The 13251-nt window shown below is 48.1% G+C and carries 12 protein-coding genes; 11 read left to right on the forward strand and 1 reads right to left on the reverse strand.

From position 1 onward, the window contains the following. Positions 1-60 precede the first annotated feature (60 nt). From nhaC to KJS63_RS22150, 4 genes are all read left to right on the forward strand, one after another. On the forward strand, positions 61-1434 hold the full coding sequence (gene nhaC / locus KJS63_RS22135) for a Na+/H+ antiporter NhaC (RefSeq protein WP_213621093.1): 1374 nt from the start codon (positions 61-63) through the stop codon (positions 1432-1434). 164 nt (positions 1435-1598) lie between these two features. After that, on the forward strand, positions 1599-1910 hold the full coding sequence (locus tag KJS63_RS22140; RefSeq protein WP_213621094.1) for a YerC/YecD family TrpR-related protein: 312 nt from the start codon (positions 1599-1601) through the stop codon (positions 1908-1910). A 444-nt stretch (positions 1911-2354) separates the two neighbouring features. Then, positions 2355-3131 carry a hypothetical protein gene (locus KJS63_RS22145; protein WP_213621095.1) on the forward strand — a complete coding sequence of 259 codons (777 nt, stop codon included), beginning with the start codon at positions 2355-2357 and terminating at the stop codon, positions 3129-3131. A gap of 123 nt (positions 3132-3254) precedes the next feature. Further along, entirely contained in the window at positions 3255-3587 is a 333-nt protein-coding gene (locus KJS63_RS22150; protein ID WP_213621096.1) for a hypothetical protein, read from the forward strand. 73 nt (positions 3588-3660) lie between these two features. Here KJS63_RS22150 and KJS63_RS22155 read toward each other — a convergent pair whose 3' ends face one another. Then, positions 3661-5343 carry an Ig-like domain-containing protein gene (locus KJS63_RS22155; protein WP_213621097.1) on the reverse strand — a complete coding sequence of 561 codons (1683 nt, stop codon included), beginning with the start codon at positions 5341-5343 and terminating at the stop codon, positions 3661-3663. 352 nt (positions 5344-5695) lie between these two features. Between KJS63_RS22155 and KJS63_RS22160 the strand changes: the two genes are divergently transcribed. The 7 genes from KJS63_RS22160 (at position 5696) to KJS63_RS22190 (ending at position 13146) form a co-directional block, all read left to right on the forward strand. Then, positions 5696-6610: a putative sporulation protein YtxC gene (locus KJS63_RS22160; protein ID WP_213621098.1), complete on the forward strand. Its 915-nt coding sequence runs from the start codon at positions 5696-5698 to the stop codon at positions 6608-6610. Between the two features lie 408 nt (positions 6611-7018). Next, a complete protein-coding gene (gene thrS / locus KJS63_RS22165; RefSeq protein ID WP_213621099.1) occupies positions 7019-8956 on the forward strand; it encodes a threonine--tRNA ligase in 1938 nt (645 codons plus the stop codon). 85 nt (positions 8957-9041) lie between these two features. After that, positions 9042-9860, forward strand: coding sequence for a 3D domain-containing protein (locus tag KJS63_RS26615; RefSeq protein ID WP_374706306.1), 819 nt, complete (start codon positions 9042-9044; stop codon positions 9858-9860). A gap of 131 nt (positions 9861-9991) precedes the next feature. After that, entirely contained in the window at positions 9992-10270 is a 279-nt protein-coding gene (locus KJS63_RS22175; protein WP_068619979.1) for a hypothetical protein, read from the forward strand. Between the two features lie 200 nt (positions 10271-10470). Beyond that, positions 10471-11451, forward strand: coding sequence for a cell wall-active antibiotics response protein LiaF (gene liaF / locus KJS63_RS22180; RefSeq protein ID WP_213621100.1), 981 nt, complete (start codon positions 10471-10473; stop codon positions 11449-11451). 2 nt (positions 11452-11453) lie between these two features. Further along, a complete protein-coding gene (locus tag KJS63_RS22185; protein WP_187386147.1) occupies positions 11454-12500 on the forward strand; it encodes a HAMP domain-containing sensor histidine kinase in 1047 nt (348 codons plus the stop codon). Beyond that, positions 12490-13146 carry a response regulator gene (locus KJS63_RS22190; RefSeq protein ID WP_213621101.1) on the forward strand — a complete coding sequence of 219 codons (657 nt, stop codon included), beginning with the start codon at positions 12490-12492 and terminating at the stop codon, positions 13144-13146. The genes KJS63_RS22185 and KJS63_RS22190 overlap by 11 nt, the downstream gene beginning before the upstream one ends. The last annotated feature ends 105 nt before the right edge of the window (positions 13147-13251 follow it).

Here is a 13251-nt window from a genome sequence, read left to right on the forward strand (position 1 = left end):
TGACCCCGCTATTGTGATTTAGGAATGACGCAGTGTCATTGCAGATAAGGAGTTCGGCTTATGAAAAAAGAAGAGGTAACACTTAAAGAAAGTCTGTTTCTCTTAGTGGTGTTGTTAGCGATTATCGGGGTTTGCATTATTGTTATGGGCATGGACCCGCAAATCCCTATTCTTATTTCCCTTGGCGTGATTATTGTGTTTGCCAAAATCAAAGGGTTCTCCTGGGATCGTATCCACAAAGGTCTCCAAAATGGGATTACCCCTGGACTCATCCCCATCCTGATCTTTATGCTTATTGGGGCTTTGGTCAGCGTGTGGATTGCAGCCGGAACGATTCCTACCATTATGGTATATGGATTCGGCATATTGTCTGCCAAATTTTTCTTGCCTTCTGTGTTCGTCATTTGTGCGCTTGTAGGGGTTACGGTAGGCAGTTCTTTTACCACGATATCTACAGTAGGCATTGCTTTTTTCGGCATGGGACAGATCATGGGTTATGATTCTGCGATTACCACAGGTGCTATCATCTCCGGCGCATTTCTCGGGAACAATATTTCCCCGCTGTCCGACACCACCAACTTGGCATCGGCGATTGCCGAAGTTGATTTATTTGTGCATATCCGGTATATTTTACGGGTTGTTGCTCCAGCCGCTCTAATCTCGCTTCTGTTCTTTATTGTTGCCGGGCATTCAAATGTCTTGTCCACAGGCGATCAGATTCATGAGCTGGTGAACACTTTGAAATCTTCCTTTGTCATTTCACCTGTTACACTCATTCCGGTACTGGTGTTATTTCTTTGTGCTTGGCGGAAAGTTCCCGCTATACCCACGTTACTGCTATGTATCGCCTGTACTATAGGGGTTCTATTTATCTATCATCCTCACACCAGTTTCCTCGAATTATCCAAGCTGATGCAGGATGGTTATGTATCGGGTACTGGCGTGAACAGCGTGGACAAGCTGCTTTCCCGCGGCGGCATCCAAAGCATGATGTGGTCGGTATCGTTGATTCTGCTTGCACTGGCACTCGGCGGATTGCTTGTTGAATTGAAAATTATCGGCACTTTAATCGCCCGTATTTCTGATTTTGTCAGTACCGAAGGTAAACTCATATTGATGACAGCCGTAAGCTCCATGGGAATTAATCTTCTCCTCGGGGAGCAATATTTGTCCATAATTTTACCGGGAGAAGCGTTTAAGCCTCAGTTCGATAAGATTCATCTTCCGCGCAAGGATATGTCGAGGATTGTCGCCAACGCGGGCGCTGCCTTCAACGCTCTTATTCCTTGGGGAGTCAGCGGAGTATTCATCACCGGAACCTTGGGAGTTTCGACGCTCGAATACTTACCGTTTGCAATCTTTTGCATTGCCGCTCCGGTCCTCAATATCCTGTACGGATTTCTGAAGCCGCACAAGGTGTATCAACCAAGCTGAGCCTTTCTGTCCGGCATGGAAAAGCAGTCCTTCGGTGTCCGCCTTTGTGTGCCGGGCCTTTCTTAAATATAGATCGTTATCTATATAAGAATATGTCATAGTAAGTAAGCAATATTGTATTTATAATGTACGAAGAACAGTCACCATCGGGGGAGGCTATCACTATGCTAATTAATGAACTGAAAGGAAATGCGCTGGATGACTTTTTCCAGGGGATTCTAACCTTAGAGTCAATTGAGGAATGTTATGCTTTCTTTGACGATCTATGTACGGTCAACGAGATCAAAACATTAATGCAGCGTTTCCAGGTAGCAAAAATGCTGTATAACCATAAAACGTATTGCGAGATCGAGGAGGAGGCGAGTGCAAGCTCGGCAACCATCTCGCGTGTCAAACGTTCGTTATATCACGGGAATAATAGTTATGATGTTATTTTCAGACGAATGCAGGAACAGGGGGACTCTAGCACCGAGTAACTCTCTGAAATACCAGATAGATATGAGATATGGGTTTACAACAATTATGCACTCCTCTTTCGAGTAACCAAGCATATTCTCCCGATAGCAGTCGGCTGAGGATGTTTTGGAGGCTGGAATGGGCGGTGCATATTTAGTATGCGGATGTCAGAGTAAGGTTATAAACCATTGGAGATTAGGGGACTAGCGTTTTTTAGCATAAGCGAAAGTAAATACAAGATAATACGAATGATTCAACCATTCAATGATCCCAAAATGATGTTCATTCACTTTATAACATTTTATCTATAAAAGTTCCTCAAAGCTCAAATTACGACAATTTTTTCGAATTTTCTATGCTAATATTTTCCTAAATATAGTTAATAGGTCCTGTTATTTAAGGTGCTGGAAATGGGACTATCAACCCCGGTATCCTTACAACTAAGCATGGAAAGAGGAGAGAAGATGAAGAAATTTGTTATAACATCGCTTGCCGTTTTGTCATTTGTAACTGCATCCATAGAAACTACTTCACTTATCGCCACGGCTTCAAGTACACCAGCTATCGAACAAGAGAAGAATGATGCTTCTAAAGATCCCTGGGGTCGTGCAATAAGAACAACTAATCTTCCGAAGAACTATAAGGATTTTCCATATATCCTTGAACATATTCCTAATGTCATGTATGAAGGCAAGCATAAGTTTAAGTTCGGGGAAATCCTTACCCCTGCCCAATTTGCCAAGGAATCCGATTATTCCACCAAGACGATGAGTAAATGGGGAGATATGGTGGAGCAGTATGGAAACCAGATTTTGAACGTGGATTATCGGACTATTGATCAGAAATGGGCGGACAAGGTGCTCGCGGTGCAGAATCAGCAAAACATCATGGTACGTAAGAATCTGCTGAAATATGTAAGCTGGGTCAAGAAAAATCATATCCGGATCGAAGGCAAATTGACCGCCGAGCCATCCACGGCTTCTATGGGAGAAGGGAACTTCTTTATGATGGCTCGCTTCAAATTCAAGATCATCAGCTATGACAAGAATAAGGACTATATCATTTATGACGATTGGTTCACCAATAACCGTCTTAAAGAAATTGCTAAGAATGTAGAGTACGAGGGTTTCACAGACATCCAGCTTGACTTAACAACCTATAATGGAACGCTTGACCAGGTCAAAGTGTCGGACGGGGCTTCCATTAATAGACACGCTACTTTTAAGAAGGCCAAGAGATAATAACTCCTTATGGTCATTCGTTTAATCTGAAGAATGGTGATGTCTCCATTTTGTTACCATCCTCAATCGGGTTACTGGTATAATGCTAAAGTGAGATTACTAGCTTCGGGAGGAACGGTGTGCATGAACAATCGGCTAATCCAAAGGCTGCTTGGGTTGATCGGCACATGCTTGGCCATTGTAATGGTTGGCACTGTCGTCCATATTTTCAGTACGATTCATAACAAGAACATCGACCAGAATAATAAAGCCCTACTGACAATCAACGGTTCGAGGGTGGATTATACCACAGCAGATGAGGGTGGGATTATTTTCCGCGGGCGCAGATACAACTCTGCTCAAGAACTAGCCAAATCTCTGGGTGGGAGTATGAAATGGAACCAGAATACGGGGACCATTGAGATCATGCTAGAGCCGGCTCAAAGTTACGTACCCTCAGTTAATATAAATAAATAAGTGAATCTTATTTATCCACTTAATATGGATACAAATCAGGGGCCGTTCCCACAGGACGGCCCCTTTCCAATCATTAATATACGGTCACTTTGGCTTGAACCTTGGCTCCCTGATAGGTCGCAGTCAGTACAGTCTCCCCGTGTCCAACTGCCGTAAGATTACCTTCACTGTCCACTACGGCAACCTTGGTGTTATCTGTACGGAAGGTTCCCTTAGAGGTAATCTCCTTGATTGTTCCGCTTTCCTTCACCGTCAAATGAACATCCAGTGTCTGCCCGGGCAAAAGGCTGTACTCCTTTGAATCCAGCTGTAGGTCTTGAACGACAGTACGATATACAACCACCGTAGAGCTTACGGTCAAGCCTTGATAGGTGGCGGTAAGCTTTGTTTTTCCTGGTGCAACACCGGTGATATTGCCGGCAGCATCTACAGTGGCGATTCGAGGATCTTCCACCTTGTAAGTGCTCTTTGATGTAACATCTTCTGAATTTCCCCCAGGAATTGATAGTGCCAGTCTTACATCCAGTGAATCTCCAGGGATCAGACTGTATTCGCTGGAGTCGAGACTAAGCTGATCTTGTGGATCGGGATTCCCCTGCCTGGACAGCTTCACCAGATATCCAGATTGGTTTTTTGCTCCATACGTGGACAAGTCCCCATTTTCCAGAGGCAGCACCTGTTTCAATTTTTCCTCCGTGGAAGCTTCGCCAATATATTTGAACCATCCCAAGCTTCCATCCCCACCGAGCTGAGCAACGTATTCATCACTCACATTGAGATCTGTTTGAATATTCCCTCCGATAAGCAGCTGCCCATTGGCAGAGAACTGGACATCCTCCACTGTAATTTCTTTTCCATCAAGAATGTCCTTCGTCCATACCACCTGAAGGTCTGGAGAAATCTTGGCTGCTTGGAGGGTGTCACCTTGTACACGGACATTAATCAAGTTATGATCGGGACCTTCAATGGTCCGGCTGTGTGGTGGAAACAACTCCGGATTGCTCCGGTTCCATAGTTCTTCCCCGCTTGGGCCCAGCTTGGTGAGAGTCCAATTGCGGAGCTCATTGAAATCTCCTTTACTGTAACCACTCAGCAGGTACCCGTCATCCGTTACTTGCAATTGATGAATATTACCTAGCTGATTATAGAAAATGTATTTCTCCCAAAATAATTCGCCGTATGAGTTGAATTTCTTAACGGCGATCACTTGTTTCATATTTCTCTCGACATCTGCTGTGAGAATATAACCTCCGTCAGGTGTAACCTTTGCACTTGTCAGTTTGCCGTACCGGTTCGAGGACAAGATCTTGGTGCTTGGGGAGCTTCCGTCTGAATTCGTTGTGACGGTGAAGAATTCCGTTATTTTATACCAGTCATTGGCACCAAAAATAACAAGTCTGCCATCCGGTGTTTCCTGAAGATAGGCCTCACTGGACAGATACCTTTCAAAGTTCTGAACCGGAGGCAGTTCTGGAGTTATGGAGCGTGACCAGAGGATGGTGCCCTGATCATTTGTCTTGGTGAGATTGTATCCGGTCTTAGTCACCTGCAGCATGGCATAACCGCCATCTTGTGTATGTACAGCCTCTCTTGGTGTTCCCTCCGTAGTCTGCTGGACCGTCCAAGCTATGGAAGGCTCGTCTGAACTAGCTGCATAAGTATGAGTGGCATTCCAAGGGAGCGATAGACTTAGGGCAACGAGCCCGGCAGCAGTTTTCACTTTCCACTTTCCAACAGCTCCGCGTACTAAATTCATGCGATCACTCCTAATGAAAATTAATAGTTGTATAAGTTGAACTATGAATTACCAACAGACAAGAGTAGCATTTCATACGGCTGCCTGCCTTTGTAAATGAATAGTGCAACTTAAATATCTACAACCTAATTGTAGATATTTACATAGTAGATAAAAATAGTAATTTCTGATCAAAAATCCAGGATTTCCGTGGCTTGGTCAAGAGCATCAAAGGCTAAAATCCCCTCAAATGGGAGTTTTGGAGTACAAGCCTAATTCGTGAATACCTCGCATTCTTTTCCATAGGCTCCTCCCGTATATCTGTTTCGGTCTCACCATATACTTTGGAGAAGAAAGGGAAGGGGGTAAGCGCATGGAGTTTTGTGTGGTCTCGGCGGAAGCCGGCAGCAGAAAGGATGCGGAACGCTTTTACCGTCATATCCGGCGTAAATTTACAGCTTTACATAGAGATAAATCGGGGTACAGCCTGCGTTTTGTCACGGACGGCAGTGTGGTGCAGGCCGTCTTTGAAGGGGACACAACCTCCTACAGCTTTGCCAAGCGCTCGATTGCCATCCGGGAGAAGCTGTCCCAAGCCATCGCGGAATACATCGTATCGGAACGGGAGCCAGGAATCGTGCAGCGGCTGATCATCCGGGAATATGACTTTCCCGAGGAAGAGGACCGCCGGCATATTGAGCAGTCTGCATTAAGCTTACTGAATCCTAACGAAGAGGAGGTCAGAGAGCGGCGGATCGGTCAGCTTGCGCAGCATATCCGCAAATTCCTTGAAGAACACCAAGAGCTTCATATTGACGGGCTGATAGCTTTCCGGATGCAGGAGTACACCCAGCAGCTTCGGGAAACCGTGGATTATGTAGTGGATGAGTATCTGCTGGATAAGCAGTATGAAGAGTTTATTGGCTTGTTAAAATATTTTGTGCACTTCCAGGAATCACAGATCGATGTTGTCAATCTGATGCATACCGGCGGCAGTGACTTTGCGATCTTTGACGGCCAGATGCTGCCTCTGAAAGCAGCGGCAGCGGAAGGGGTTATAGCCAGAATCGCCGATCACGAGCTCGAGCTCGAAGATGTGATGGTCAGCTCCCTGATTTCGCTGTCACCTGGAAGGATCATCATCCATACACGTGATCCTGAAGTCCAGATCATCTCCACCATCCGGCAGATCTTTGGTGAGCGGACCCAGCTGTGCGAAGACTGTCCGCGCTGCAAAGCTTTTGTGGATGGGAGCCGGAAGCGGGGGAAGTCTGCTCTGAACAAGTGAATGAAACACCTAAAACCGATCACAACAGCTTGACTCGAAAGTATACCAAACGCTATAATATTTGAAGAATTTAGGTTAACAACAGCCATGACAAAGACATGGAGTGAAGCAGAACGAACGTGCAGAGAGAGGAACCTCGGCTGAAATTTCCTCCGGATCGGGCTTTATTCTACCCCTTTGTAGCTGCGGCTCCGAACCTTCCGATGTATGTGAAGATAGAAGTAAGAACCGCCGGATCATTTCCGTTACCGAATGCTAATGAAGGACTTAAGCTGTAACAGAACATTCAGCATGAGTCGAATTAGGGTGGAACCACGGGTAAATACACACTCGTCCCTTTGTTGGGACGGGTGTTTTTTGTTGTCCGCTTCCTGAACAGACGGACTATATTTGAGGAGGAATAAGATCATGGCAGTATCCATTAAATTACCGGACGGTTCTGTCCGGGAGTATGCCGAAGGCAGCACTTTTGAAGATGTGGCGGCTTCCATCAGCAGCGGTCTCCGCAAGAATGCGGTAGGCGGTAAGCTGAATGGCCAAGTCGTCGATTTGAACACCAAGCTTGAGGAAGGTGCTCAAATCGAGATTATCACCTTGGATTCCCCAGATGGGCTGGAAATGATGCGCCACAGCTCAGCCCACTTGCTGGCCCAGGCGGTAAAACGCCTCTTTGGCAATAAGGAAGTGAAGCTGGGCATCGGGCCGGTGATCGAAGACGGCTTCTATTATGACATGGACCTGGAACATCCCCTGAATCCAGAGGATTTGCAGAAGATTGAGAAGGAAATGGAGCGCATCGTGGGCGAGAATCTGCCGATTACCCGCCGTGAGGTCAGCCGCCAGGAAGCGCTGGATATTTTTACGGAGCTTGAAGATCCGTACAAGCTGGAGCTGATCCGTGATCTTCCAGAGGACAGCATCATCACGATTTACGATCAAGGCGAATTCTTCGACCTCTGCCGCGGACCGCATGTCCCTTCAACCGGCAAAATCAAAGTATTCAAGCTGCTTAGCGTGGCAGGCGCTTATTGGCGCGGGAACAGCAAGAACAAGATGCTGCAGAGGATTTACGGTACCGCATTTGTGAAGAAAGCGGAGCTTGACCACCACCTGCATATGCTGGAGGAAGCCAAGAAGCGGGATCACCGCAAGCTCGGTAAGGAGCTTAAGATCTTTACCTTCTCCAATCTGGTCGGACAAGGCCTTCCGATTTGGCTGCCGAACGGTGCGAAGCTGCGCCGTACGCTTGAGCGGTATATCGTAGACCTGGAAGAGCGGCTTGGCTACCAGCACGTGTATACACCTGTTATGGGAAATGTGGAGCTGTACAAAACCTCCGGCCACTGGGAGCATTATCAGGAGGACATGTTCCCTAAGATGGTGCTGGATAATGAGGAACTTGTGCTTCGTCCGATGAACTGTCCTCACCATATGATGGTGTATAAGAGTGATATGCGCTCCTACCGCGATCTTCCGGTTCGGATCGCTGAGCTTGGCCTGATGCACCGCTACGAAATGTCGGGCGCTTTAACGGGGCTGCACCGGGTTCGGGCGATGACACTAAATGATGCGCATATTTTCTGCCGTCCTGATCAGATCAAAGACGAGTTCGCGCGTGTGATTCGTCTGATCCAGCATGTGTATGACGACTTCGGCATTAGAGACTACCGTTTCCGCCTGTCTTATCGTGATCCTCAGGATACAGAGAAGTACTTTCAGAATGATGAGATGTGGGAGATGTCCCAGCGGATGCTGCGTGAGGTTGTGGAGTCTCTCGACATTCCGTTCTTCGAAGCAGAAGGCGAAGCTGCGTTCTATGGTCCTAAACTGGACGTGCAGATCAAGACGGCGCTTGGCAAGGAAGAGACTTTGTCCACCGTACAGCTGGACTTCCTGCTTCCAGAGCGTTTCGAGCTTGAATATGTGGGCGATGACGGTCAGAAACACCGTCCGGTCGTTATCCACCGCGGAATTATCAGTACCATGGAGCGTATGACCGCATTCCTGCTGGAGAACTTTGCGGGCTCCCTCCCGCTGTGGCTGTCCCCAGTCCAAGCTAAAGTGATTCCGGTATCTGGTGCATTTGACGACTATGCCAGCGAAGTTATTGAGAAGCTTCAGGCGGCCGGCATCCGTGTGGAAGCTGATCTGCGCAACGAGAAGCTTGGCTACAAGATTCGCGAAGCCCAGCTTGAGAAAGTTCCATATATGTTCATTGTGGGTGAGAATGAGAAGAACAGCGCATCCGTGTCGGTCCGCAAACGCGGCGAAGGGGATATCGGAGCGAAGACGATTGATGAGACTGTAGCTTTGCTGCAGGAAGAGATCCGCAACCACGTGATCTAACGAATTAAATAGATTCCATTTCATAAATTGAAGTATAAAATACGGCGCATGTGGAGAACCTCTCGAATAAGGGGAGGGTTTTCATATGCGCCATATTTATATTTGGAAAAAGATCGGGTTTACCTTCATGCTTACTTTGATTACATGGAGTCTATTACTGCCTGACAGCACGATATATGCACAAGAGAATAAGCCGCTATCTTTGTTCGAACGATTCATCAGCAAGGTGCTTGAGTATACGGAACAGCAGGATCATGCTGAACAGGGTCGTAAATCAAGCTCCGTCAAGAAGGAAACAACCGTTACCAAGTCTGCTAACCGGATGCTGCAGCCGAAGCGGACGAATTGGGATGCTCTTCCGTCAATACCGGGACGGATGAGAGAGAAAGAGATTCCAGGCAGCAAAGCCCGGGGATCGTCTGCTGCCCAGGAGCGGGTGAATCCTTCATCCGCAGTTCTGGCGGCTCCGAGTGACGGCAAGGTCCTCCGGACTGTGTCAGTCGTGGCCACGGGATATACAGCTGGCTATGAATCGACTGGGAAGAAGAAGAATCATCCGCAATATGGGATTACGTATTCTGGTGTTAAGGTACGCAGGGACAAATCTACAGTCTCCACCATTGCTGCTGATTTAAGATTGTTCCCGCTAGGGACCATCCTCTATATTCCGGGATATGGGTATGGAGTTGTGGCGGACAAGGGCTCGGCGATCAAAGGGAAGAAGATTGATCTGTACTTCTCCACCACCAAGCAGGTCTACAAGGAATGGGGCAAGAAGAAAGTGGAGGTCCAGGTGATTAAGCATGGACGCGGCAAGCTGACCGAGGCGATGCTTAAGGAGCTCGGGCGGGCGATGCAGGTGAGCAAGCAGGTGCCGCCGGATGTATGGGAAGAATCGGTGTAACTAGATGGGGGCTTCTGCCGGCTGAGGAACCGGCAGGGGCCTTTTTGTATTGTGCATAATGTCCCTTCTGAACATCCATACTACCTTTGGGTAGTAAAATACCCCGCACTCATCACAGGGAGGTGACACGAATGCCAAGAAATAACCAAGGTAACATGGGTGGTCAAGGACGTTCCCTTACGCCGAATGAGAAATACAATGCGGAATTTGCGGAGTCTGACACTCCGAACCAAGTAGCCCAGAAGGCTAGAGCTTCTCACGCTGAAGGTCAAACCCACACAAATTTCCAAACACCTGACGAGAAGTTTAATGCTGAATTTGCGGTGGAGAATGAGAGCAACAAGCTCGGTTCTCTTGCTAATAACTCAGTAAATTCCTCACGTCAAAGCCGCAGCCGCCGCAACAGCTAGTGGATGCAGAGCAGAAGAGCTGTCCCATCATTAAGATGGGGCAGCTTTTTTATATATAGATGTGCAAAATGGAAAATCAATCCAACCTCCTCAGTCTTGAGACTGAGACAAACTTCAACCCCGCGTCTCTGTTGCACGAATCCTGTGATGTTGTAAACTGGAGTCAAGCTAAAGATTGTTCAGAATTTGGAGGCGTAATTATGGGTAAAGGATCTTTTGGCAGATACCTCGGCGGGCTGATATTGATTGGGATCGGTGGTTTGTTTCTGCTGAACCAACTGGGGTATACCGATATTAGTATCGGGTACATCTTTTCAACGTTTTGGCCTGTATTCTTGATATTGGGCGGACTAACACAGGTCTTTAATGGAAGGCGTTATGGGTCCAGCGCATTTGGCGGGTTAATTCTGACCGTGGTCGGAGTCTTCTTCCTCGGCAGGAATTTGGATTTAATTGATATGTCCCCGGGGGAATTCTTCCGGTTCTTCGCTCCGGCGGCATTGATTCTTGTAGGTGTTTATATTCTGTTCAAACCTAGAAACCATTCCAGACGAAGAAAATATCAGGAGCCACCGTATCCTCCGGAACCTCCATTCCCTCCTCAGCCGCCATATCCCCCTATGGACAGCAGCTTTCATCATGAAATGAAATCAAGCCTGGATGAAGCGTTCGGGGAGAAATTCGGGCCGCAGCCGGGTCCGCAATCGGGTTCGGATTCGCATTCGGGTCCACAGAAGGAAGGGTGGGGTTATAAGGAAAGACCTCGTCACTATGACTATAGTGATCCTTTCCGGGATAAGGAGAAAATCAACAAATCCGGCTTTATCGGAGACGTGCATATCGGGCAGGATTACTTCGAGCTGAAGCCGACAAATATTTCGCATTTTATCGGGGATACCGTGATTGACCTCACGAAAGCCCAGATTCCTTACGGCGAGACTCAAATCAATGTGTCGGCGTTTATCGGGGATGTGAAGGTATTTATGCCGGATGAAATGGATGTGGCCATTACGGTAAGCTCCAGCTCTTGCATTGGCGATATGAAGGTGCTTAATGAGAAGCAGGGCGGGTTTATGAGCAACGTACAGTCCAGCTCCCCGCACTACATGGAGGCCAGCCGCAAGGTGAAGCTGGTGGTCAGCGTATTTGTCGGTGATGTCCGTGTGAATATGGTGGGGTGATCATGATCCTGCGGAATCTAAGAAGCACAAAATGGGAGCTGCTGTTTTATTTCCTGCTGACAGGCTGCCTGTCAGCTGCAGCTCTCTATGTCGGCAAGTCTTCCGGATATATCGTCATTACGACTCCCCGCATGTGGATTTACTACGTGGTGGGGATTGTGGTGTTTTCGGTTATTATAGGCTATTTGGCGGGGCAGAGAATTCAGCGCCGGATTGATGCGCTGCATTTGGGTATGCTCCAGGTGGCCAAGGGAAATTTGCATGTCAGGCTCCCAGGCACGGTGGACCAGACGTTCGCTGGCCTGTATATGGAGTTCAATACGATGATGGCGGCTGTGGAAAAGAAGATGCAGCTGCTGCAGCAGCTTGGCGAGCAGGAGGTCATCGAGAAGGAGCAGGCCTCGGAGAAGGCCGTGCTCGAAGAGCGGCGGCGACTGGCAAGGGATCTTCATGATACGGTCAGCCAGCAGCTTTTTGCGATTCATATGGCGGCATCTTCACTGCCTAAGGTTCTGAAAATTAATGAAGACCAGGCTACCATAGTTATGGACCAGCTAATCCAGATGTCCAACATCGCCCAGAAACAGATGAGGGCGCTTATTGCCCAGCTTAGACCTATGGAGCTGGTCGGCAAGACTTTGGCTGAAGCGCTGGATCAGTGGTTCCCGGATTATTGCAGGCAGAATAACCTGAAGGGAATGAAGGAACTCGACATCCCGGGCCAGCTGTCTGAAGCGAAGGAGCACCAGTTGTTCCTGATCATCCAGGAAGCGATGGCCAATATCGTCAAACATGCCGGAGCCAATATGGTCAGCTTGTCCTTGCGCGAGGGTCCGCGGCAGGTGATGCTGAGCATCAGCGACGATGGACAGGGCTTCAGTTCCACTTACCAGAAGCAGGGCTCTTACGGGCTGACTACCATGCGTGAGCGGGCAGAGAAGCTGGGAGGCCATGTGGAAGTCATCAGCAAGCCAGGGGCTGGAACAACAATACGTGTACATATTCCTAAATTTGAAGAACGGGAAGAGAGCGATGAGCATGAGCAATGAGACAATAAAAGTCATGATTGTGGATGACCATGATATGGTCCGCATGGGGCTGAAAACGTATCTGATGCTGGAGCCCAAGTTTCAAGTGATTGCGGAGGCGGGCGATGGGCAGCAGGCGGTTGATTACCTAAGCCATGCCGGCGATGATGGCATGCCGGATATTATTTTGATGGACCTGATGATGCCGGTGATGAACGGAGCTGAGGCAACCCAGGCTGTGCTGGCGCGTTTCCCACACTTGAAGATTGTTATCTTAACCAGCTTTCTTGAAGATGATCTGGTCGTCAAGGCGATTGAAGCCGGGGCGGTCAGCTATGTGCTGAAGACCGTTTCTGCGGAAGAGCTCATCTATGCCCTGCAGGGAGCCTACCGGGGGATGCCGGTGATGACCGGGGATGTGGCCCAGGCTCTGACCAGGGGACTGCGGCAGCGTACTGTACAAAATGACGAATCCGGCTTGACCGAGCGGGAGAAAGAGGTGCTTCTTCTCATTGCGGAGGGAAAGACAAACAAGGACATTGGGGAAGAGCTTCATATCAGCATCAAAACGGTTAAGACCCATGTCAGCAATCTATTAATGAAATGTGAGCTGGAAGACCGCACACAGCTTGCCATCTACGCGCACCGCCAGGGATGGGTTTCTTAGAGCCATAAAGGTTTATCTCCTTTTTAATTGTTTTTAAGGTACGTTTAAGGTTTATAGTACACAATAAGAACAAGTAAACAAGATCCCTTGTGGACATGGGATAAG

Origin of the sequence: Paenibacillus sp. J22TS3 (genome assembly GCF_018403205.1) — a bacterium.
GTDB classification, from domain to species: Bacteria; Bacillota; Bacilli; order Paenibacillales; family Paenibacillaceae; genus Fontibacillus; species Fontibacillus tuaregi.